Annotated in this window: 24 protein-coding genes; 15 read left to right on the plus strand and 9 right to left on the minus strand. The window is 34.3% G+C overall.

The window, feature by feature from the left end; genetic code table 11:
• Positions 1-92 precede the first annotated feature (92 nt).
• The 7 genes from BUR19_RS10215 (at position 93) to BUR19_RS10245 (ending at position 6,614) form a co-directional block, all read left to right on the plus strand.
• Positions 93-569, plus strand: coding sequence for a DinB family protein (locus BUR19_RS10215; RefSeq protein ID WP_074235229.1), 477 nt, complete (start codon positions 93-95; stop codon positions 567-569).
• Between the two features lie 52 nt (positions 570-621).
• The gene (locus tag BUR19_RS10220) at positions 622-1,020 is read left to right on the plus strand and encodes a hypothetical protein (RefSeq protein ID WP_139297310.1); all 399 of its coding nucleotides are present in this window, start codon (positions 622-624) and stop codon (positions 1,018-1,020) included.
• Positions 1,021-1,242: 222 nt separating this feature from the next.
• Positions 1,243-1,995, plus strand: coding sequence for a 23S rRNA (guanosine(2251)-2'-O)-methyltransferase RlmB (gene rlmB / locus BUR19_RS10225; RefSeq protein WP_074235231.1), 753 nt, complete (start codon positions 1,243-1,245; stop codon positions 1,993-1,995).
• A gap of 159 nt (positions 1,996-2,154) precedes the next feature.
• Positions 2,155-3,207 (plus strand): DUF6263 family protein, encoded by a 1,053-nt coding sequence (locus BUR19_RS10230; RefSeq protein WP_245799055.1) that lies wholly within the window; start codon positions 2,155-2,157, stop codon positions 3,205-3,207.
• Between the two features lie 18 nt (positions 3,208-3,225).
• Positions 3,226-3,459: a hypothetical protein gene (locus tag BUR19_RS10235; protein ID WP_074235232.1), complete on the plus strand. Its 234-nt coding sequence runs from the start codon at positions 3,226-3,228 to the stop codon at positions 3,457-3,459.
• Between the two features lie 102 nt (positions 3,460-3,561).
• Entirely contained in the window at positions 3,562-6,099 is a 2,538-nt protein-coding gene (locus BUR19_RS10240) for a YfhO family protein (protein WP_074235233.1), read from the plus strand.
• A 77-nt stretch (positions 6,100-6,176) separates the two neighbouring features.
• Complete coding sequence (locus BUR19_RS10245; RefSeq protein WP_074235234.1) at positions 6,177-6,614, plus strand: hypothetical protein; 438 nt, start codon at positions 6,177-6,179, stop codon at positions 6,612-6,614.
• A gap of 61 nt (positions 6,615-6,675) precedes the next feature.
• On the opposite strand, the gene rpsO is transcribed toward BUR19_RS10245, so the two are convergent.
• The 6 genes from rpsO to BUR19_RS10275 all read right to left on the minus strand — a co-directional run bounded on the left by rpsO (position 6,676) and on the right by BUR19_RS10275 (position 13,974).
• On the minus strand, positions 6,676-6,945 hold the full coding sequence (gene rpsO / locus BUR19_RS10250; protein ID WP_072999133.1) for a 30S ribosomal protein S15: 270 nt from the start codon (positions 6,943-6,945) through the stop codon (positions 6,676-6,678).
• Positions 6,946-7,029: 84 nt separating this feature from the next.
• Entirely contained in the window at positions 7,030-8,325 is a 1,296-nt protein-coding gene (gene thrC / locus BUR19_RS10255) for a threonine synthase (protein ID WP_074235637.1), read from the minus strand.
• 78 nt (positions 8,326-8,403) lie between these two features.
• A complete protein-coding gene (locus BUR19_RS10260; protein ID WP_074235235.1) occupies positions 8,404-9,333 on the minus strand; it encodes a homoserine kinase in 930 nt (309 codons plus the stop codon).
• 125 nt (positions 9,334-9,458) lie between these two features.
• Positions 9,459-11,903, minus strand: coding sequence for a bifunctional aspartate kinase/homoserine dehydrogenase I (thrA, locus tag BUR19_RS10265; RefSeq protein WP_074235236.1), 2,445 nt, complete (start codon positions 11,901-11,903; stop codon positions 9,459-9,461).
• Between the two features lie 235 nt (positions 11,904-12,138).
• Positions 12,139-12,957: a helix-turn-helix domain-containing protein gene (locus BUR19_RS10270; RefSeq protein WP_074235237.1), complete on the minus strand. Its 819-nt coding sequence runs from the start codon at positions 12,955-12,957 to the stop codon at positions 12,139-12,141.
• A gap of 27 nt (positions 12,958-12,984) precedes the next feature.
• Positions 12,985-13,974, minus strand: a complete 990-nt coding sequence (locus tag BUR19_RS10275; RefSeq protein WP_074235238.1) for an SDR family NAD(P)-dependent oxidoreductase — start codon at positions 13,972-13,974, stop codon at positions 12,985-12,987.
• 333 nt (positions 13,975-14,307) lie between these two features.
• Here BUR19_RS10275 and BUR19_RS10280 point away from each other — a divergent pair, with 333 nt between their 5' ends.
• The 8 genes from BUR19_RS10280 (at position 14,308) to BUR19_RS10315 (ending at position 21,025) form a co-directional block, all read left to right on the plus strand.
• A complete protein-coding gene (locus BUR19_RS10280) occupies positions 14,308-14,649 on the plus strand; it encodes a PadR family transcriptional regulator (RefSeq protein ID WP_027382663.1) in 342 nt (113 codons plus the stop codon).
• Between the two features lie 4 nt (positions 14,650-14,653).
• A complete protein-coding gene (locus BUR19_RS10285) occupies positions 14,654-16,381 on the plus strand; it encodes a PspC domain-containing protein (protein WP_074235239.1) in 1,728 nt (575 codons plus the stop codon).
• Positions 16,382-16,477: 96 nt separating this feature from the next.
• Positions 16,478-17,395, plus strand: coding sequence for an alpha/beta fold hydrolase (locus BUR19_RS10290; RefSeq protein ID WP_074235240.1), 918 nt, complete (start codon positions 16,478-16,480; stop codon positions 17,393-17,395).
• A gap of 13 nt (positions 17,396-17,408) precedes the next feature.
• Complete coding sequence (locus BUR19_RS10295; RefSeq protein ID WP_074235638.1) at positions 17,409-18,239, plus strand: GLPGLI family protein; 831 nt, start codon at positions 17,409-17,411, stop codon at positions 18,237-18,239.
• A gap of 293 nt (positions 18,240-18,532) precedes the next feature.
• Positions 18,533-19,105: a 1-acyl-sn-glycerol-3-phosphate acyltransferase gene (locus BUR19_RS10300; protein WP_074235241.1), complete on the plus strand. Its 573-nt coding sequence runs from the start codon at positions 18,533-18,535 to the stop codon at positions 19,103-19,105.
• Positions 19,106-19,147: 42 nt separating this feature from the next.
• Entirely contained in the window at positions 19,148-19,579 is a 432-nt protein-coding gene (locus BUR19_RS10305) for a PaaI family thioesterase (RefSeq protein WP_074235242.1), read from the plus strand.
• Between the two features lie 16 nt (positions 19,580-19,595).
• Positions 19,596-20,573: a chorismate-binding protein gene (locus BUR19_RS10310; RefSeq protein ID WP_074235243.1), complete on the plus strand. Its 978-nt coding sequence runs from the start codon at positions 19,596-19,598 to the stop codon at positions 20,571-20,573.
• Positions 20,574-20,701: 128 nt separating this feature from the next.
• Complete coding sequence (locus BUR19_RS10315; RefSeq protein ID WP_074235244.1) at positions 20,702-21,025, plus strand: DUF6804 family protein; 324 nt, start codon at positions 20,702-20,704, stop codon at positions 21,023-21,025.
• A gap of 13 nt (positions 21,026-21,038) precedes the next feature.
• Here the strand turns inward: BUR19_RS10315 and BUR19_RS10320 are convergent, their stop codons facing one another.
• Genes BUR19_RS10320 through BUR19_RS10330 form a run of 3 tightly spaced genes read right to left on the minus strand, consistent with a single transcriptional unit; the run spans position 21,039 to position 23,661 of the window.
• The gene (locus BUR19_RS10320; RefSeq protein WP_074235245.1) at positions 21,039-21,614 is read right to left on the minus strand and encodes a hypothetical protein; all 576 of its coding nucleotides are present in this window, start codon (positions 21,612-21,614) and stop codon (positions 21,039-21,041) included.
• 42 nt (positions 21,615-21,656) lie between these two features.
• Positions 21,657-23,036, minus strand: a complete 1,380-nt coding sequence (locus BUR19_RS10325) for a nucleoside permease (RefSeq protein WP_074235246.1) — start codon at positions 23,034-23,036, stop codon at positions 21,657-21,659.
• Between the two features lie 22 nt (positions 23,037-23,058).
• Positions 23,059-23,661: a bifunctional nuclease family protein gene (locus tag BUR19_RS10330; protein ID WP_074235247.1), complete on the minus strand. Its 603-nt coding sequence runs from the start codon at positions 23,659-23,661 to the stop codon at positions 23,059-23,061.
• Between the last annotated feature and the right edge of the window lie 274 nt (positions 23,662-23,935).

The raw sequence follows: 23,935 nt of genomic DNA on the forward strand, positions 1-23,935 counted from the left end.
CAAATTGATGTAAAAAATCCACAAAAACACGTTAATAAAATAGTGTTACACACATTTTTCTTACATTTATCAATTAATATCAAAATTCAAAAATGAATTATCATTTTGCCAATCATAGACAAGTCAGAAAAAACTTGTTAGACATTTTACAAAGCACATCCGAAAAAGATTTGTTGGCGATTCCCGACGGATTTAACAATAATATTTACTGGAACATTGCGCATTGCATTGCTCAACAGCAATTGCTTTGTTATTATCTGAGCGGAAACCAATTCCGAATCGACAAATATTGGGTGGAAACTTACAAAAAAGGAACTTTCGCTAACGTGGATGTGAAATCTTCTGAAATGGAGGATTTGGCCTATCTCTTAATTGAAACCTCAAAGATTTTGATGAAAGATTTTGATAATGATTTTTTCCCAGATTACACACCTTATTCCACAAGTTTCGGAATTGATTTAAAGAATATTCAGGATGCGATCATTTTTAATAATATGCACGAAAGTATCCATTACGGTTATATTTTGGCTCAGAAACGAGCTTTGATTGGAGAAGGTTTGAGCTTGTAATTGATAGATGATTTCAATGAATCTGCGATATATTTTTCCGATTTTAATTTTAATGATTTTATCATTTTCAAAATCCGAAAATGAGCGATTCAAATATTATCAGCCAATCAGTAAGACTCAGGAAATCGAAGTTTTATATCTGACTTGGGATGATACTTCTCTTCCAAACTTTATAAAAGTTTCCGATTATCAAAAATATGTGGACAAAGCAGAGTTGTTTGAATATTGTTTTTATGTTGATTCCAAAGATCCGGAAAAAAGAAAGTTCAAAATTCCGGTTACGACAGATAAATTGATTAAGAAAATTCCACTCACATTAAAAGGAAAATTCTACAAAACCAAACAGTTTGACGACACTTTCCCTACACCACTTTTCGAAGATTTAAGAAAAACCGGTGATTTGAAATTCAAAACTGAGAATGATGAGTTTCTGGTTTTTGTTCTGGAGTGAATTAGAACCACAAAAATTTTTAACACAAAGTCCACAAAGTTTTTTTTAAAATTCAAATGTTTTAAGGTCACAAGGTTTATACTTCGCAACTATATTTACTATATAATTATTTGTGACCTTTGCGAAAATCATTGTAAACTTTGTGGTTAGTCAGAACTTTACAATTTTCTTAAGATAAAACTAATCTCAAAAACCTTACTTTTGCAAAACAAATTTTTATAAATGAACGAACAGAAAAAAGATGATTTCATCTTCGGATTAAGACCTGTAATGGAAGCTTTGGAAGCTGGAAAAACAGTGGATAAAATCTTTGTCCAAAATGCTTTGCAAGGCGAAATCTATATAGAACTGAAACAACTTCTTGCCAAACACAACCTGCGTCCAAACTATGTTCCTGTAGAAAAACTCAACCGTTTTACAAGAAAAAACCATCAAGGTGTGGTTGCTTTCATTTCTGACGTTCCTTTTTATAAAATTGAAGATGTCCTGCCTCAACTTTTCGAAGAAGGAAAAACGCCTTTCATCCTGATTCTTGACAGATTGACCGATGTCAGAAACTTTGGAGCCATTTGTAGAACTGCAGAATGTGTTGGAATCGATGCAATTCTGATTCCTGAAAAAGGTGGTGCTCCAATCAACTCAGACGCGATTAAAACTTCGGCTGGAGCCATTTATAACATTAAGATTTGTAAAGAAAAAAATCTCGCTCATTCGGTGGATTTTTTACAACAAAGTGGCATCAAAGTGTTTTCTGCAACAGAAAAGGCGCAGAAATTGATATACGATGCAGACTTCACAGAACCGTGCGCAATCGTGATGGGAAATGAGGAAACGGGGATTTCGAAAGAAGTACTTCATCATTCGGATGAGAAAATAAAACTTCCGATAGAAGGTAAAACCCAATCTCTGAACGTCTCTGTAGCGTGTGGTGCAATTCTTTATGAAGCCGTAAGACAGAAAATTATTAATAACTAAAAGATTTATTTGGGCAACTTATCCGCCTTCCGCTCCAAATATTTTTTGCAGAAAATTTCAAATTCAATAGAACTTGAGAACAAGCAAAAAAGGATTTCCGCTCAAGTCGGGTTGCTGCAATTCAGTGTTCCAATAAAAATCTTTTATCAAACATCAATTATGAAAAAAATAACAGCGCTTGCGCTAATTGCGATAACATTAGTAGCTTGTAAAAAAGAAACAAAAACCGTTACAAGAGTTGACCCAAAAACAGGAAAAACAGAAACTGTAACTGTAGAAGTTTCTCCGGAAGAAGCTGCAAAACCAAAAGCTATTGCTGACAGCAGTGGCATTTACAAACAAAAATTCATTTTGGAAAAAGGAACTACTTATCCTTTAGTTTCTTACCAGAGAGAAATTCAGCAACTCACTTCGCCTGATGGAAAAACAGTATCCGGAACAAGCGAATCTACAGACGAAATGTCCATTACCGTCAATGATTTCAAGGACAACATTTACGACCTGACTCTTAATATGGTTGGGAAAAGAATGTCAAGTTCAGCCAACGGAAAAACAATGGTTATTGACACCAAACAAGCTGCTCCAAAAGAGGAAGGTTTGAAAATGGAATATATGATCAGCAAAGGTCTTGCAGGCAATAAACTGAATGTAAAAATGGACGCTTTTGGAAACATCAAATCCGTAACCGGTTTTGAAACTGTTCATAATAATCTAAGAAAAGCCATCGCAGGAACAATCAAAGACAAAAAACAACAAGACGCCATTATTGAGAACTTCAAAGCTGGTTTCAATGAGGAAATGATGAAGGAGCAATTAGGTAAAAACCTTAAATTGATACCTTCAAAAGGTGCTAAAATTGGAGAAAAATGGTCAACTTCCGAAGATATTGACCCAAGTGGAAAACTGAAGCAGACTTTGACATTCACTTTGGTGAAAGTTGAAGACGGAAAAGCAGAAATCAACGTAACAGGTGTAATTCCTTCCAAATCCGACAAGCAATCCAAAGACGGAATGACGCACACGATGAGTATGGGCGGTTCTGAAAGTGGAAAAATCATCATCGATGAAAATACAGGCTGGCTTCTGAATCAGAATCTTTCTGTGAAAACGAATCAGAAAGAGACTTTATCAGACGGCAAACAGACGCAAAGTATGACAAAAAATTCTACAACGTCTATTATCATTAATCCTTCTTATAAAGAGGCTAATTAATTTAAAATAATTATTAAAATGTTGAAACACATTTTTGAATTCATATTAGCAGTTATCATTATATTCTTCGTTTGGAATATTTTGAAAAGATTGTTTTTCAATGCGTTTTATAAAAATTTTCCCGCATTGAATCCTAAAAATCAGCAGCAGAACCAACAGCAAAGCAACTCTAAAAAAATGCCTAACCAAAAGGTAAAATGGGATGCAGAAACTGTAGATTATGAGGAAATAAAAGAAGAGAAAAAAACTTAGTTTTACTCTTAATTAAAATAAACGCAAAACCTTTCAGATTTTTGAGTCTGAAAGGTTTTTTAATATTAAATTTGAAATTCGAAAATTTAAAGCAATCATTGTATGTTCAAAAACAATAAAAATCTAATATTCGTTCTTGCAAGTCTTGTTCTATTCATTTTGCTGGCGGTGGTTTACGCAAATCCTGTTATCTCAGGAAAGCGATTGATGCAGCACGACATCGTATTTTACAAAGGTGGTGCAGAAGAACTTTTGCAATACCGTGCAAATAACGAAAACGAAACGTATTGGAGCGACGCAATGTTTGGCGGAATGCCGACTTATCAAACCGGGGCACAATTCCGTGGTGATATCATCAAAAAAATTGATGATTTGTTTTTGTTTCTTCCAAAACCTGCGAATTATCTGTTCTTATTGTTTGCAGGGTTTTTCTTTTTAGGAATGGTTGCCGTTAGGAATTGGAAATATTCTTTGCTTGGCGCAACATTCTTCGGATTATCAACTTATTTTTATATAATTATCGCCGCCGGACACAATGGAAAAGTTCATACCATTGCTTATTTTGCACCACTTTTAGCCGGAATTATACTCGTTTATTTTAGAAAAAAATACATTCTCGGATTCATTGTTACAGCGCTTTTTGCCGGTTTGCAGATTTGTGCGAATCACCCACAAATGACTTATTATTTGTTTCTTGGATTAGGATTCTTATTCCTGTCCGAATTGATAAGAGCCATCAAAGGAAAAATTGAATGGAAACATTTCCTAATTTCCTCCGGAATTGTGGGATTAGCAGTAATCATTGGTGTTGGAATGAATTCCCAAAGAATTATGGCCAATGCCGAATATGTAAAAGAAACCGTTCGTGGAAAACAAATCCTAAATACAGGTTCCCATACAGCAGGAAAATCCGGAATGGACAAAGAAAGCATCACAATGTGGAGCTACGGAAAATTAGAAACACTTAACTTATTCATTCCGAGATTAATGGGAGGAGGAAGTCAGGAACCAGGTTCAGACAAAATGATGGAACACGTACAGGAATTAGCTCAGGAAAATATCAAATCCCAGCAAGAATACGAAATGATGATGAAAGGTTTTGGAAGCCTGACTTATTGGGGCGACCAACCGAGCACATCTGGACCAGCCTACCAAGGTGCCGTTGTTTGTTTCTTGGCGATTTTAGGGTTTTTCTTTGCCGGAAAAAAGTACAGATATTGGATTTTAGGCGCGTCGATTTTGACCGTTTTATTGGCCTGGGGAAGTAATTTCGCAATCCTGACAGATTTTTTCATTGATTATATTCCTTTATATAATAAATTCCGTGCACCGTCTTCTATCTTGGTGGTTGTTGAGTTTTTGTTCCCGCTTATTGCGATTCTTGGATTGTACAAATTCTTTACTGATGAAAATCTGACCGAAGAATATAAAAAGAAAACTTTGATTTATGTTTCAGGAACGGTTCTAGGAATCACACTGATTCTGACTCTTTTCGGAAAAGGAATTTTAGGCTTCTACACAGCGACTGAGAAAACTTATCTTCCACCATTTTTATTGGATTATTTGGTAGGCGAAAGAGCATCAATGTTCCAAGCTGATGCAATCAAAGCAATTATTTATGTTTTGATTACAGCAGGTGCATTATTTTTAGGATTAAAGAAAAAACTGAACGTCAATATCGTTTTATTAATTATCGGATTCGTGAGTTTGTTTGACCTTTGGACAGTTAACAGACGTTATCTGAACGATGATAATTTTGTTGATAAAACATTTGCTGATTCGCCGTTTCAGACAGAAAATTCGGAATATCTGATGAGTAAAGCCGGCAACGATTCTTTTGTTCAAAGTCTTTTGCAACAGACTGAAGTTAATAAAGCTTTACAAACGATTGCTGAAAAAGATAAAGACCATTACAGAATTTTCAATAATATTCTCTCAACTTTCAGCGAGACTAATACATCTTATTTCAAATCGTCAATTGGTGGTTATCACGCTGTTAAATTGAGACGTTATGATGATTTAATCAACAAATATTTCTCAACAACCGACCAAGTGAAAACAGTTAGAATCCTGAACATGCTGAACACCAAATATTTCTTAGTTGGCGACCAGCAAAAACCAGAAATCACACCCAATCCTGAAGCTAATGGCAATGCGTGGTTTGTTTCTGATGTAAAATTTGTAAATAATCCAAATGAAGAAATTAACGAAACCGGAAATTTTGATACTAAAAAAATTGCTGTGATTTCTAAAGATGACAAAGCTTATTTCAACGGAAAAAATTTGGTTAAAGATTCAACCGCTTATTTGGATTTAAAAACATATCAGCCAAACGAATTATCATTTGATTCATCTTCTAAAACGCCTCAATTGGCTGTATTTTCAGAGATTTATTATCCACACGGCTGGAATGTTTATTTGGACGGAAACAAAGTGGATCACATCAAAGCAAATTACCTTTTGAGAGCCCTTTATGTTCCTGCAGGAAAACATAAAATCGAAATGAAATTTGAACCAGCTGTTATCGAAAAAGGGAAATTATTCTCTTTGATAAGTTTTGGATTGTTTATTTTATTGAGTTTGATTGGTGGTTATTTTCTGTTTAAAGATTTTAGGAAGTCTGAGGTTGTTCAAGCCTAAAAATATTAGATAAAAACATAAAAAAGCAACTCAAGTCGAGTTGCTTTTTATTAGATTTGAATTATAAAATTAAATCAATGATTCCACAAACCGAAATTGAGCTAGAAAATTGGATGAAGAATAATTGCTATAATTTCAATAATTACTCTATTAATGAAAGTCTTATTTGGGAAGGTTTTGGAATCGAAAAAAACGGATCTATTTTTCATTGGTATTATACTGAACGAGGAGAAAAAAACATACTTAAAACCTTCCGAACTGAACAGGAAATTATTGAGTTTATATACAATCAATTAAATACGGATAAATGGGCGAAAACGCATTGTATAGGTTTTGGATTCGACAAAAATGAAGCAGAACGGTTAGCAAATATTCTTATTGAGATGAATATTGAATATTTTCAAGATCAAATTTCTTATTATCATGACAAACCAGCTTACAGAACTTTCATTTTAGGATGCGATATTTTGAAAGTTGAGAATTTAAAAACAAAATATTATAATCCACCTCAATAATCGCAAAATAAAAAAGCAACTCAAATTGAGTTGCTTTAATTTTTTTTGCGTGAGCTTGGAATTATTTTCTGATTCCTAATTCAGCGATGATTGCTCTATATCTGTTGATATCTTTTTTCTTCAAATAGTCTAAAAGAGCTTTTCTTTTACCTACTAACTTTACAAGAGATCTTTCTGTGTTGAAGTCTTTGTGGTTAGCTTTCAAGTGCTGAGTCAAGTGGTTGATTCTAAAAGTGAATAGAGCAACTTGTCCTTCAGCAGTCCCTGTGTCTTGTGCAGATTTACCGTGCTTTGCGAAAATTTCTGCTTTTTTTTCTGTTGTTAAATACATTCCAATATTGTTTAATGATTATTATGTAATTCGGGTGCAAAGATAGGATTTATTTTCGGATTAGAAACTGTAAATCAAAAATTATCACCTCTCTTCTATCAAATAACTTTTCACCTGTTGAAAATCAACAGAAAATTCCACAGATCGCTTTTCTCTTTTATTGAATGCCTCTAATTTCTCTGGAATGGTAACTTCCTCCTTCAGAACATCTTCTACAACTTCTACAAACTTTGCAGGATGGGCTGTTTCTAATAAAACACCAACAAAATCTTCATTCGATTTCTTAGAATATTTTTCTAAACCAAGATAAGCAACTGCGCCATGTGGGTCCAAAGTATAGCCAAAATCACTCTTAACTTTAATCATCGTATCTTTTGTTTCTTCATCTGAAAAAGAATAAGACTCGATCTCTTTTTTGAATTCTGAAACATCATTATTGAAAAGACTTTTCATTCTTTCAAAATTGCTTGGATTGCCAACGTCCATTGCGTTGCTGATGGTTTGCTTTGAAGGTTTTGATTCGTAATTTCCGGTTTCCAGATAATTTGGAACGACATCATTTGAATTTGTTGAAGCGATGAATTGATGAACAGGCAATCCCATTTTCTTGGCAAAAAGCCCCGCTGTCAAGTTCCCAAAGTTCCCACTCGGAACAGAGAAAACAATTGGTTTTCCTAATTTTTGTAATTGAGCAAAAGCCCAGAAATAATAAAAAGATTGAGGAATCAATCTTGCGATATTAATACTATTCGCAGATGTTAAAGTGAATTTTCGATTCAGTTCCTCATCGGACAGAATTTGTTTTGCCAGAGCCTGACAATCATCAAAAGTTCCATCGATTTCTAAAGCTTTGATATTTCCACCCCAAGTTGTAAGCTGTTTTTCTTGCAACGGACTTACTTTTCCTTTCGGATAAAGAATATAAACCTCGATTCCCTGCACTTCGAAAAATCCAGACGCAACTGCACTTCCCGTATCTCCAGAAGTTGCTGCAATCACTTTCATTGGTTTCCCTCCAGAGAAGTAAGACATCATTCTTGCCATAAATCTTGCGCCAACATCTTTGAAAGCCATTGTTGGTCCGTGAAATAACTCTAGTGAATAAATATCCTCTGAAATTTTCACTGCAGGAATTTCAAAGTTTAAAACTTCATCGATGATCTCTTTCAAATTGTCATCGGAAATGGATTCATCGAGAAATTCTTTTGCCACTCGAAAACCAATTTCCTGCAACGTTAAATTGGGTAAATTTTCAAAAAATTCAGAATCCAATTGTGGAATATATTCCGGCATAAAAAGTCCGCCGTCATCTGCTAAACCTTTTAGAATAGCTGTTTTTATATTGGTTTGTTCTTGTTTTCTTGTTGATATGTATTTCATTTTATTTTTGTTAGATGTTGGGTTTTGGAAGCTGGATGTTAAAAAAACTTCTAACATCCAGCTTCCAACTTTTGACTTTTAAATAACTCTCGCACCTTCGCCATTGATTTTAGTGACGAATGCTTCGCTTTCTATATTTTTCTGATTGAGTAATTCCTTGATTTTTTGTGAAATTTCTTCCGCAATTTCCTTCTTTTCACACAACGCAAAAACCGACGGACCGGAACCGGAAATCCCAAAACCAATCGCACCGTTATCCAAAGCCAACTGTTTCATCTCGTAAAAATACGGGATCAGCATCGCGCGAACCGGTTCTATAATAACATCTTCCATACTTCGACCTACCAAATCCAAATCGTTGTTGCAAAATCCGGCAACCAAACCGGCAACATTTCCCCACTGCTGAACAGCAGATTTGAGACTGATTCTTTCCTTGATAATTTTCCTGGCTTCACCTGTCGGAACATCTACTTGCGGATGAACTGAAACCACCGACAAATCTTTTGGATAAGGCAGTTTGAGCGCGTCCAATGGTTCGTAACTCCTGACCAAAACCAAGCCGCCCAAAAGTGCCGGAGCAACATTATCGGCGTGTGCATTTCCGCAAGCAATTCGTTCTCCTTCCATTGCAAGAGGCAACAATTCTTGTTTGGAAAACGGTTTCCCCATCAATTCATTAATTGCAACCAAAGCAGCAACACTGCTCGCTGCACTGGAACCCATTCCGCTGTTGAGTGGCATTTTTTTATATAATTCGATATCAATTCCTTGATTAGAATTTATTTTTTCAAGAAATAATCGGATGACGTGTGAAACCACATTTTTGTTTGGGTCTTTCGGAAGTTTCCCGTTATCGCCTTCGATTTTTGTAATGACGATTTGATTGGAATCGTTCTTTTTCAAGATAATTTCATCGCCGGGTTCTTGTATCGCAAAACCGAGAACATCGTAACCGCAAACTACATTAGCAACTGTAGCCGGAGCAAAAACTTTTATAGTATCTCTCATCTAATAAATAATTAAAAATGAATAATTAATTTTTTCTCTCGTAGATTTAAATGATTTTGCAGATATTTAAATTAAATTCTTGAATCTGCAAAATTTGCATAATCAGCGAGCCATAACTGTAATTATTATTGCGCTGTAACTCTTACCAAATCTGCAAAAACACCAGCTGCTGTAACTTCCGCACCTGCGCCCGGACCTTTCACAACCAACGGTGTATTTTTATATCTTGAAGTCGTGAACGAAATGATATTATCACTTCCGGACAATCCAAAGAATGGATGATTAGCATCTACAATCTGAACTTCGATGTTGATTTTTCCGTCTTCTAAAACACCAATTAATCTCAGTTTTCTTCCAGAACTTTCCGCTTCATTTTTGAAAGATGAAAAGTAAGGTTCGTGTTTTTCCAGCTCTTCGTAGAATACAGGAATTGATTCAGCTTTGAGACAAGCTTCCGGAAGGAAATCTTTGATATTGACATCAGACATTTCCAACGGCAATCCGATTTCTCTTCCCAAAATCAGCATCTTTCTGGAGAAATCCATTCCGTTCAAATCATCTCTCGGGTCCGGTTCTGTGTAACCTAATTCCTGAGCAGTTCTTACAACCTCAGCAAAAGTTTTACCGCCAACATAATTATTAAAAATATAAGAAATTGTTCCTGACAAAATCGCTTCGATTTTCAGAATTTCATCACCGGAAATCCAGAGGTCATTTAGTGTTTTGATGATAGGAAGTCCGGCTCCAACATTAGTCTCGTATAAGAAACTCACATTGTTCTTTTTTGCCAATCTTTTGAACTTACTGTATTGCTCGTAAGACGAAGAATTTCCTTTTTTATTGCAAGTTACAATCGAGATATTATTGTTAAATAACAACGGATATTCTGCAACAACATCTTCACTGGAAGTATTGTCTACAAAAACTAAATTAGGTAAATTTTTATCTGAAATGTAGTTTATAAATTCTTTTAAATTTGATTTTTGTAAATCATTACTAAAGTTATTATTGAAATCAAAATTAGATTCCGGATTATCGAAAATTTTCATTTCCCGACTGTTGGTGATTCCCACAACATTGATTTTAATCTGATGGTTTTCTTCGAGATTTTTCTGTTCTCTTTCCAATTGTCGGAACAATTCTTTTCCGATATTTCCTGTTCCTGCAAACATAACATTAAAGGTTTTTACAGGTGAAAGCAATAGCGAATCGTGAACAACATTAAGCGCTTTTGAAAGTTCATTTCTTTCAATCACGGCAGAAATATTGAGCTCAGATGAACCTTGCGCAATCGCAATAATGTTGATTCCGTTTTTACCCAAAGCACTGAAAAATTTACCGCTGATTCCTCTCGTTTTTTTCATATTCTCGCCAACGACAGAAAGAATGCTTAATTCATTATCGAATTGCGGTTCATCAATTTTGTTGGAATTGATTTCAAAATCAAATTCTTCATAGATTGCTGTTTTCGCTTTTTTCTCATCATCAAAAGCAACCACAAACGAAATACTGTGTTCCGAACTTGCCTGCGTAATGAGAATAATATTCACGTCATACCGCGCCAAAACATTGAACAATCTCCCACTTAAACCCTTCATTCCAATCATTCCGTTTCCGGTAATATTGATGAGACAAGTTTTCTCGATAGAAACAATTCCTTTGATTAAACCTTTTGAAATTTCAGATTTTTGATGAATCAAAGTTCCTTCATTTTCCGGCTTAAAAGTATTTTTAATGTAAATCGGAATCTGACTTTCAATGGCAGGAATCATTGTTGGTGGATAAATCACTTTTGCACCGAAATAGGACATTTCCATCGCTTCCTGATAACTGAGTTCTGACTGAGAAAATGCATTCTTTACTAATCTTGGGTCAGCCGTTAAGAAACCGTCAACATCTGTCCAAATCTGGATTTCGTCCGCTTTCAAACCAGACCCCAGAATTGCAGCAGTGTAATCAGAACCTCCTCTTCCCAAAGTTGTTGTATCATCATTTTTATCTTTTGCAATAAAACCCGTAACAACATAGATTTGATTTTCTAATTTCCAGTTTTTGAGGTTTTCATTTGTGTTTTTAGAATCAACATTCGCATTTCCGAAGTGAGAATCCGTTGCAATCAATTCTCTTGAATCTTGGAAAACCGCAGGGAAACTTTCAGATTGAAGAAAAGCTGAAACAATCTTGCTTGACATCTGTTCTCCGTAAGAAAGCAGTCTATCCTTGATTCTGTCTGATAATTCGCCAAGATTTTTAACGCTGAATAAAACATCTTCAATCTCATTGAAACTTACTTTCACCATCATCAACAATGGATTCTGAGCTGTTCTTGGCAATAATTCCGAAATAATCTGATAGTGTTTTTCTTCCGCAGATTTCAGGATTTCTGAGAAATCGTTTTGTTTCAAAGCTTCTTCTGATGCCGATAAAAGCGCATTCGTAATTCCTGACAAAGCGGAACAGACCAGGATTAAAGGTTCCTTTTTATTAAATTCTTTTTCTACAATTAGCTTCACATTTTGTAAAGCCTCCACACTTCCGACTGAAGTTCCGCCAAATTTTAAAATTTTCATTAGTTATATTTTAAAAACAAAAAAGCCTTTCTGAAATCAGAAAGGCTTTTGTTAATTATTTATTTTTTTCAATATCACAAACACACCTTTCTGCAACTACTAATTGTAGTTGTTGTAGAAATCGTTGTTGTTGTGAATGTGAAATTCATTGTCTTGTAAAATCTTTAACGAAAGTATGAAAACATTTCTCACCTGCCAATTTTTATTCAATTATTTTTAGATTAATTTAGATTTTTCATAGAATCGATAACGATTTAACCAAATTTTTCGGTGCATATCCAAACTGTTTTTTGAAAGCAAAAGAAAAATGGGACAGATTTTCAAATCCGGTTTCGAAATAGACATCAACAGGTTTCTTATGTTTCTCGGCAATTTCATAATGCGCTAATTCCAGCCGTTTTTTCGTCAGCCATCTTTGCGGTGTGGAGTTGAAAGCTTTGTAAAAATCCCTTTTGAAAGTCGTTAAACTACGGCCAGTCAAATATCCGAATTTCTCCAGCGGCATATTGAACATATAGTTCTTTTCCATAAAAGCCACCAAATCAATTTTTCCGGGTTCATCAAAATTATTCAGAACAGAATCTATATTTCCATTAATTGTTCTGAGAATATTAATCGCTTCATTGATTTTCAGCGACGCAATATTTTCCGGGAAATTATTCTGCATCTCAAAATACGGAATCAGTGAAGCGAGGCAACTTTCCAACAACGGATGTTTTTCGAAACTAATGATTTTTTCTGTTACAATTTTTGATTTTATGGGATTATCTGTGTAAAATTCTCTAAGTCTTTTTGATGACAAATGCATTGCAACAGCTTTGTGAGGCAATTCATCTTTTGGATAATTGATGATTGTTGCCAACTGATTTCTAGGAATCAAAAAAGTACTTCCTGCTCCAAACACAAAACTCTCATCCGCCTGAATAATTTTTGTTTCACCGGAAATCAGCCAAACCAGCAAATGGTCGTCGAATGCTGCTTCTGTCTTGAACAACTTACCTTCATAACAGGAAAGTTTAATTTCCGGGTTGATATAATTGACTTGATAATCCATATTGCTTGTCACACAAAGTTACAAATATCAACTCAGTTCAAATGTCATTCCTATCATTTCTTCGCTTAGCTTCCACAATCTTTTTGAATTGGTCTCATCCAAAGAATAAGTTTTGATGCCTCCGATAATCGAGACATCAGAACTCAATTGTGCAACATCAACATTTTCACAATAAACTCCTCCCAAATCATTAAGCAAAGGACTTGTCGCACACCAAACTGTTGTTGCAGCACCTTGGGGAATGGTTTTCAGAGAAGCTTTAACTTCCGGCAATAAATTCCCTTCAGAATCAACATAACCTAATTTTTGAAATAAATCCAAAGGCGCTTCTCTCGATAATTCGGTTTCTCCGACTGCGCCCGGGCATAAAGCATAACTTCTCACTTTGAATTCTTTTGCACGATTATCCAATTCCAGCGAGAAAAGATTGACTGCAGTTTTTGATTGTCCATAACCTAACAATGTTTCATATTCTCGATTGAGAAAATTTGGGTCTTCGAAATTGAAATCTGAAAATTGATGTCCGCCGGAAGATACATTCACTACTCTTGCGCCGTTTGCTTTTTTCAATGCGGGCCACAATCTCGCTGTTAACTGAAAATGAGCCAAATAATTGACAGCCAATTGAGATTCGAAACCACGACTATCTTTGCGAAGCGGAACCCACATAATTCCGGCATTATTAATCAATAAATGAAGTGGTCTCACCGATTCTAAGAATTTTTCAGCAAACTTATCTATCGAATCAGGATTAGCCAAATCTAATTCTTCCAGTTCTACATTAGGAATTCCTGCTAGATTTCTTTTTGCTTTTTCAATATCTCTTGCAGGAACTATTACAGTTGTACCAGCTTTTGATAAGGTTTTAACAGTTTCCAATCCGATTCCTGTATTTCCTCCTGTTACAATTGCAATCTTTCCTTCGAGATCAATTCCTTTGATTACGTCTTCTGTTGTTGATTTTGCATTAAAGCCAGAATTAATCGGCTTTTGTAATGTGCCTTGATAATTGTTCATTGTTTAAATATTTTATTAAAGCAAAATTAAACCACATAATCTTCATCAATTTTGTTTAAACGTCCGAATAGACTTTGTTTAAAAGTCCATTTTTAAAATTAATCTGATATATTTTAATAATCAACAATTTTTGGATTAAAATTTTAATTACTGAAAATCAAATACTTAAATATAAAATTAAAAAATATTTACTACTTTGTATTGCATAATACCATTCTATTTATATATCTTTGCAATGTAAAGTTAGAGAAGCGAGTTTGAAGCCGACTTAAAAAATGAGAAAGCAAGAACATTAAACTTTATAATTATTTGAATTTTAACCAAACAATTAATATGAATACCGAGAACACAAAAGCGCAAATGCGTAAAGGAATTCTGGAATTCTGTATTTTGAGCCTTATCCAACAACGCGAAATGTATGTTTCCGACCTGATAGAATCTCTCAAAAAAGGAAAACTGGATGTAGTGGAAGGAACTCTTTATCCTCTCCTTACAAGATTGAAAAACGGCGAATTCCTCGCTTACAGATGGGAAGAATCTACAAGCGGACCGCCAAGAAAGTATTATCAGATTACTGAAAAAGGAAGTCTCTTCCTAGCAGAATTACAAACCACTTGGCAGGAATTGACAGATTCCGTCAACCAAATCACATCAAACTCTCACTCTCAAAACTAATATTATGAACAAGACATTATCTATAGCACTCGCAGGGTTCTCTTTTATGATAGATGAACACGCTTATATCAAGCTTAGCGATTATCTGAATGCCTTGAGAAATTCTCTAGACGCTCAGGAAGCAGACGAAGTAATGCACGATATTGAAATCCGAATGGTCGAGATTTTCAAAGAAGTACTTTCTAAAAGAGAAGTTATCAACGACTCTGACGTAGAAAAAGTAATTGCTCAAATCGGAACACCTGAACAAATCGATGAGCAGGAAGAAGCATATTTCTCTGAAGGAAAACAAAGTAAATCAAAGTCTTCTACAAGCTACAGCAGTTACAGCAGCAATTCTCAGAAACAACTGTTCCGTGACCCGGAAAAACAAAAAATTGCAGGAGTTTGTGCAGGTTTAGCATCATATTTTGGAATGGATATCACTTGGATGAGGTTGATTTGGGTTGGTGCATTTTTGTTCCTTTGGGTCGCTCCGGGCTCATCTTTCTTGGTAGTGATTTTGTACTTCATCCTTTGGGCCGTTTTACCAAAAGCAGAATCAGCTTCTGACTTTTTGAAGATGAAAGGAAAGCCTTTAAACTTTGATAACCTAAAGGAAGAATCCAGCAAAATAGTACAGTTTGCCAATGAGACAACTACAAGAGCAGGAGAAATCTATAACGAGAATCGTCCGAAAATCGGTTCTGCAGGAGATTCTTTCTTGAAAGTTCTGAAATATTGTCTTGCTATTTTGCTAGCATTGATGGCAGCAGGATGTTTCATCGGATTATTCGCAATGATGTTTGCATATGGTTCTGACAAATTCGGGATGGACAATAATCTAGGATTCTATCTGGAAGAAAACAATCTTGGTTATCTGTTGCTTGCAATTGCAGCCTTGCCAACTATTATCTTCGGAGTTGCGTTCTTATTATTATCAATCAAATTATTCTCTCCAAAATCAAAATTCAATTATGTTGGGCCAGTGCTTGGAACATTAGGAATTATCTGGATTATTTTAATCGGAGTTTTGGCTGCAAGCGCATCTAGTTTCAACTTCAGATATAGTGGACAAAATGAAGATTATGAAAATATCTCTATCTCTGCTACAAACGACACGATTTATCTTGACAGCAAGAAAGTGGCAATTCCTGAAAACTTCAAAGCATACTTTGGTAAAATCTATTCTGATAAAGCAACAATTTATAAAAGAGATTGGCCAAGTGTAGAAATTACAAGAAGAGAAGATATCAAAACACCTTACATCATCATTAAGAAAGAAGCAGACGGCTACAACCAGCCTCTTAAGATGAAAGTTCCTGTGGAGATCAGAGGTAATAGAATTCTTCTTCCAAATTATTTCGAATATCCTTATGAATACAGATTCAGAGATTACAGATTAGATTATGAGTTGGTAATTCCATCTAAAATGAAAGTTATTAATGAAAAAGAATATGAAGTAAGCACCCGTGGCGATGATGGACAAAATGAGGATGACCACGAAGATGATAACTATAACAATAATGGAATCACTGTTGAAGAAAATAAAATCAAAATCAACGGAACAACTATCGAATATAATTCCGATGAAAGTGACAGTGTAAAAATCAATGGTAAAAACTACTCCAAAGATTCTGCAGATATCGTTCTGGAAAGAATGAAAATTGACCAGCAGGTGAAAAAAAGCATCAAAGATATGAACATCAATATCAAAGATGGCAAAAAAGAAATCCATATTAAAACTAATTAAAAATTGAGAGTGGATTAGTTGAAAAGCGGGTCAAAAGATCTTCGGATCTCCGCTTTTCTCCTAGTTCTTTAAAACCATCGAATCACAAAATTTAATATGAGACTCTTTCCTTTTTTACTTTTGATAATTGGTTATTTACCAACTTCGGCTCAACATAACGGTAGTAAGCTCGTATCTGTTGAAGGTAAAAAAATGTCTTACAAAACTTTTAATCTTGAAAACAGAAAAGATGGAGAACCTATTTTGGTGTTCGAAGCTGGATTAGGAGGTGGCACCTTCGATCCGATCCTCCCGTATCTACCAGCTAACATTGGAGGAATAGAATATGAAAGAAATGGACTTGGAAATTCTGAAGCTGATTCTAAGATCCTCTCAGATTCTCAGGTTGTAGAAAGACTGCATAGTATGTTGCAATCACTCAACATAAAACCTCCATACCTGCTTGTTGGACATTCTATTGGGGGACCTTACATCAGGCTATTTGCAGCAAAGTTTCCAAACGAGGTCTCCGGCCTTGTTTTATCAGACCCAACAGATTTTATGTTAACAAAAGAGGAAGATGAAAGAGCAAAGATAAAATCTGAAAGCAAAACTGGATATCAGGAAATTTCTACTATCATAATAAAATCACTGTCACAGAATAAAAATGTTAGCCAGGGAACCAGAAACGATGCGGCAAGAGCATTAAACTCCAATTCTAAGGGATTTTTTATTGAATATACAGATCTGCCAGCACTGAATAAAAAGATTGCTACAACTGTTATCATTTCGTACAACAAATATATTGAAACTCCGGATGAAGAGATGAACAAAAATCTAAATTTGGGAATCAATTTTAAAGCTTGGTGGAAAGAATATGATAATCTCAGAATAGAGCATTTTTCTGACCTGATCAAAGATAACGATAACAGCAAAATCATTCTGCTACCAAAATATTCTCATGGCATACATTACCAAAATCCGGAATTAGTTGCAAAACTTATTGTGGAGAATTACAAAAGTTATGTTAAATAAAATTTATATTAATATGAAACTCTATACTTTTTTACTTTTGATATTCCTCACCAATCTATCAAAAGCACAAACGCATCGTTTTATTTACGAGTACAAATTCAAACCTGACTCCTCTTCTACCAATTACAGAAACGTGAATATGGCTCTGGACATCAATCCAACCGATGTAAAGTTCTATGATTATGAAAGTGTTTTGAATGATTCTATCAACAAAAAAGGGGGACGAAATTACAACTGGACCGGATCACCTGTCATCACAAGAAAGAAAAATTCTTATCAAAACACCAATTACGAGATGATGATGGACTATTTTTCTTACCAAACCTCAGACAAAATGGATTGGAAACTTAAAAACGAAACAAAAACTTCCGGGCAATATACTTTGCAAAAAGCAACTACGGATTTTGGAGGAAGAGAATGGACTGCCTGGTTTTGTAAGGATATTAATATTTCAGAAGGGCCTTATAAATTCCGAGGTTTACCTGGATTAATATTTGAGTTGAATGATAACAATGATAATTTCATTTTCAAGTTAGTTAGAAGTCAAAAACTAGAAAAAACCTATGATACATCAGACTTTTTGGAAAGTTTTGGAGGGAAAAAACCGCTGAATCTGAAAATTACTGATATGCACAAAATGATGCTACAGTTTTACAATGATCCAATGAAAGAACTGAGAGAGAAATTCGATGATGTACCACCAGGAACGTTCCAAGTTGGAGGCACTAAAATTACCAGCAAAGACCAATTCAAAGAAATGGCAAAAGTGATGCAAAATCATATTTTGAAAAGTTACAATCCTTTAGATTTGACCACAGCTGTAATTTATCCTAAAAATAATTAAATAATTCACAAATTTTTAAACTTAAAATCAATATTAAACAAAATAATTATTAAATTTGTTTCAGAAATAATTTTCTAACACCAAAACCACAAAAAAATGATACAATTAGTTATAGAAATCGTAATCAAGTTAGTCGATTTTATCAGTAGCCTATTTTAGACTGTAAAGAATATCCAGATATTTCTTAAAAAATAAACATATTTTGTAAATTTGTAAAGTATAGCCAGCGGTTATACTTTATTTTTTTGTCTATGAAATTGCATTTTCTGACAATCTAAAATGAAAATTAATCTATGAAAAAAATATTAGCAAAAATTATTCTTAAAATCATTGGGTGGAAAGTTGTTCTCCAAGGCGATGCCAGCAATCTTGACAGATGTATTCTGGTAGTTGCACCTCACACCCACAATAGTGAATATCTACTTGGTAATCTAGCCTATTGGACTTTAGGAAAAAAACTAAAAATCATTATCAAAGATGCTCATACAAAAGCATGGTACGGAAGTATTGTAAAGAGTATCGGTGGAATTGGGATCGACAGATCTCAGAAAAATGATCTTATAAATTTTGTAGCTAACGAGTTCAAGAAAGATGATTTCAGTCTTGTAATTACGCCGGAAGGAACAAGAAGCCGTGTAGAAAAGTGGCGAAAAGGGTTTTATAATATGGCTTTAGCAGCAAAAGTACCGATTGTTTTAGCTGGCGGCGATTATAAAAGAAAAACCATCAATTTGGGTTATAAAATCCCTTATGAAAAATTGGAAACACATACTTATGAAGAAATTATGCAGGAAATCCAAGATTTTTATATCAAATATGACATTACTCCGAAAATTCCGGAAAACTGGAATCCACAAATATACTAATCGATAGGAATTAATTATCTTATTAATTTTCAATTTTAATAAATGGACGAAGCTAAAAAAATCGAAATATTAGACCAATTAAATAAAGCAAGTAAAAATACACTTGGAGAAACTTTAGACATTATTTACACAGATGTTTCTGATAAACATCTTTCTGCCACAATGCCTGTCAACTCTAGAGTTCATCAACCTTATGGAATTATGCACGGCGGGGCAAGCTGCGTTCTGGCAGAAACTTTGGGCTCTTGCCTTTCATTGATCAATCTGGATGTTACGAAATCGGTTCCTGTCGGCACTAACATCAACAGTAATCATCTACGAGCAATACGAGAAGGAGTTGTGAAAGGAACGGCAACATTTATCCGAAAAGGAAATACGATGCATGTTTCGCAAATAGAAATCCGAGATGAGAAAGGAAATCTGATTAATCATACAACGATGACCAATAATATTGTCCCAGTAGGGAAAGTCTAATTTATTTTTAAGAATAATGCTCATTTTCAAATTACCTGATTCAGATTCCTTTTATACAATAGAGAATTCTCAGGAAAAGCTGGTTTCGTTCGTAAGCTTTGACACCAAAACGGTTTTGGATTTTAAAGGTTCTATCAAAGAAATATCAAAAAAAGAAATCGAGGAACAAAATATTTCACCAAAAAGTAAAAGTTCATTAATAGAAATCGGTAAAGAAACTCAAGAATCTTACGCTTTAAAAATTTCTCAGGCAAAAGATTTTATTGAGAAAAATGAGCTTAAAAAACTAGTTCTTTCCAGAAGAAAACTACTGATGTATCTTGACATCGATTCTGAAAAAAAATTGTCTTTAACAAAAAGTTTTCTGAAATTCTGCGACAGCTACCCTTCTGCTTTCTGCTATTTGTTTGAAAAAAATGGTGAAATTTGGATGGGAGGATTTTCTGAGATTTTAGGAAAATTCGATAAGAGAAATAATTCTTTTGAAACAATGAGTGTTGCGGGAACGCTTCCACTGGATGAAAACTGGACTGATAAAGAAATAGAAGAACAAAAAGCCGTTACAGAATATATTCAGTCCATTCTTAGAAAATTCTCTTCTAACCTTAAGGTTTCCTCAACAAAAGATTTGATTTCAGGAAACATCAAACATTTGAAAACTGATTTTTCTGCAGAAATAAGTCCGGAAAGTCTGGATAAAATTATTTCTGAATTACATCCAACGCCAGCCGTTTGTGGCTTTCCAAAAGAACTTTGTGCGCAAGGTATCAAGAGTATCGAACATTTTAACAGAGAATTTTACGCAGGCTATATCAAGGTAGAAACTGAAGATTTTATTTATTACTTCGTAAATCTTAGATGTGCCAGCTTCTTTAAAAATTATGCTTTTCTGTTTGTAGGTGGTGGAATCACATTAAAAAGTGACGCTCAAAAAGAATGGGAAGAAACAGAACTTAAATCTCTTGCCATCCAAAATAATTTGATTTTCGAATAAATATAATTTATTGATTAAGACTAATTATTCAATTACAATAAAACACAAATATTAATAATTAATCAAAAATTATATCAAAAATTTAAATTATAAACATTTAATTAGTATTTTTACGACAAATCGATAATATGAATCAGCTTTTAAAGTTAATCTTGATAGCCGTTCTTATCTTGTGTTTTTTAAAAATGCCTTACATGTTTTACAGACTTTCCGGTTATGGGTTGTTTGCTGGATTTGGCTGGTTAGCTTATGATGCGTTTCAAAGAAAAGATTCTTTGGATGTCAAAATCTTTGTTGTTCTTGCACTGCTTTACAATCCTTTTATTGGGCTTCCAATTCATAACCTTATCCAAGTCATCATTAATATTATAGTCATTATAGGAATGATTCTAAATATCCTCTTCTCACAAGAGAATCCTTATGAAGATTACACAAAAAAAGATGACCGTTAAGTCATCTTTTATTTTATAATCCTACTTGAATTTTAAAACCTGAATTGATCCTTATTTTCATTTGAGTTACAACTGGCTCCAACTCTTTACCTTTTAATTCTAATGCAATAGAAACATCTTTGGATTTCAAATATTCCATCAACTCTTTATCTGCTGGTGTAAAATTAAGTGCCGTCGGGCTTACATTATTAACAACTGCTGCAATTTCAATTTCTGCAAGAGTAGGTGTTTTGATATAGATCTTCGCATCTTGAACTTTATCTAATTTAATCGAATCTGAATCAGAGGAAGAAACAAAATTCACTACAAAACTAGACAACTTTGCAGATTTTACATTATCAATCGTCGCTCCGTTAAACTGCTCTCTGATTTTTGCATCTAAATCAAGATTAAGAGGGATTGCAGGATATTTGATTGGTTCTGTTGTTACAGCAAAAGGAATTGTAGTTTCAACATCAAACGGAATTGAAAATGGAACCGGAATGGTAATATCATCTATTATATCCTCGACCTTGCTGCAACTATTCATACTAATTAATCCTACAATTAAAGTAGAAACCGCCAGAGTACTTATGATTAATTTTTTCATTTCTTTTATTTATTATTTTATTATCAAATATTCGCCCAAAGATTAGTGCGTTATATTTTTAACATCTTCCGCAGAATGTTTATGCTTGAAAAATACGCCAAATAAAACAGCAATAATCAAAGCATAGCCTGCAAAATAAAGCCAGATATGTGGCCAGTTTTTCACCATTACTACATTAGATAAAGTCCCATCCGGATTAACTACAGCGTTAAAAGAATTTTTCAAAATTTCTATGAAGGTAGAATCTGTTGGAGTAGTTTCTAAGTATGATGATAACTCTGAAGCTGTCGTAAATTTAATCGTGAAAAACTTATCAATAGCCCAACCTGCAATGTAACTTCCCAAAACAGCTCCAAAACCATTGGTCATCATCATAAACAAACCTTGAGCAGATGATCTGATCTTTTTATCTGTCGTAGTTTCCACAAAAAGAGAACCCGAAATATTGAAAAAATCAAATGCCATCCCGTAAACCACACAAGATAAGATAATCATCCAAAGTCCATTCACAGGATCTCCGTAAGCAAAAAGTCCAAATCTAAGAACCCAAGCCAGCATACTGATTAACATTACTTTTTTGATACCATATCTTCTCAGGAAAAACGGGATTGCCAAAATAAATAAGGTTTCCGAAATCTGAGAAATTGACATAATTATCGTTGATTTTTCAACAACTATTGAGTTCGCATATTTTGGAAAATGAGCAAACTCACTCAGGAAAACATCGCCGTAAGCATTAGTCAATTGCAATGCAGCACCCAATAACATTGAGAATAAAAAGAACAGTGCCATTTTAAAATTCCCGAATAATTTGAAGGCATTCAAACCTAATTGCTCAGAAAGCGGTGCGTTTTTATCAATTAATTTTTGAGGTGGACATTTTGGTAATGTTAATGCGTAAATACCTAAAGCAATTGCAGCTACACCAGCAATATAAAACTGTCCTTCTGTAGCCTTGTTACCTGTTAAATTCGTAATCCACATGGCGACGATGAAACCTACAGTTCCCCAAACTCTGATGGGTGGAAAATCCTTAACAACATCCAAATGACTGTTTTTCAGAATTGTATATGAAATCGAATTGGTTAATGCAATTGTCGGCATATAGAAACACATTGCAACCAACATTATGGAGAAAAATGAGTTTGGCGTTTCTGCGTGAGGTAAAATAAAAAGAACCGCGCCATATAAAATTTGTAAAACAGAATAAATTCTTTCTGCATTCACCCAACGGTCAGCAATAATTCCTGTGATCGTTGGCATGAAAATCGAGGCAATACCCATTGTTCCGAAAACCGCTCCAAACTGAGCGCCGTCCCAATGTTTTGTTCCAAACCAGAAGTTAGCCATTGTAATTAGCCAAGCTCCCCAAACAAAAAACTGAAGAAAGCTAAGTATTGTCAGTCGTAATTTTAAATTCATATCTTAAAATGATAATATATATTTATTCTATTTTTTTATTTCTGCGTTTGATTTCTTCCTGCAATCTGAGTGCTGTATCATAATCTTCTTCTTTTACCGCATCATTCAGCAATTGGTTTAATTCTTCCAAAGAAACACCTGACAGATCATTGAAATCTGTTGAAATTTCTTCCTCTTCTTCTACTCCTACTTTTTGAGTTTCTTCGAGTTCTAATAAAATTCCAGCTTCGTTCAGAACATCTGAAGTCGTATAAATAGGCGAATCGAAACGAACAGCCATTGCAACCGCATCAGAAGTTCTTGCATCCAAAATCAGTTCTTCTTCTGTTAACGGATTTTTGAAATTTATATTGGAGAAGAAAACGCCGTCTTTGATTTGATAAATAATAACAGACTCCAGTTTAAAACCTGTATTTTTTACGAACTGAGCGAAAAGATCGTGCGTCAAAGGACGAGGCGGATTGATATCTTTCTCTAATCCTAAAGAAATGGATTGCGCTTCAAAATTCCCGATAACAACTGGTAATTTGACCGATGTTTCTTCATGTTCCAACAACAGCGCATAAGCTCCCGATTGAGTCTGGCTGTATGAGATCCCTCTAATGATTAATTTTTTATAATCCATTTAGCAAATATAAAATTTTTTGTTAATTTTCATTTAGGATTTGTTGATTTTTACATTGTTTAGGTTATAAAATCATTAAATAATTCAGTATTTCACTTTCCGAATCCTTAAAGCGTTGAATTGCAGCAGCCCGACTTATCTCAATTACATTTATTTTTTTATTTGAATCGATGAACCACTTCGTTAGGTTTGAACGGAGCTCTTTTTATTTTTTTGTCAAAAAAGAAAAAAGTGGGAGCGGAAGGCGGATAAAGCTGCCCAAATAATGAAACTT

It is taken from the genome of Epilithonimonas zeae, from assembly GCF_900141765.1.
Taxonomy (GTDB): domain Bacteria; phylum Bacteroidota; class Bacteroidia; order Flavobacteriales; family Weeksellaceae; genus Epilithonimonas; species Epilithonimonas zeae.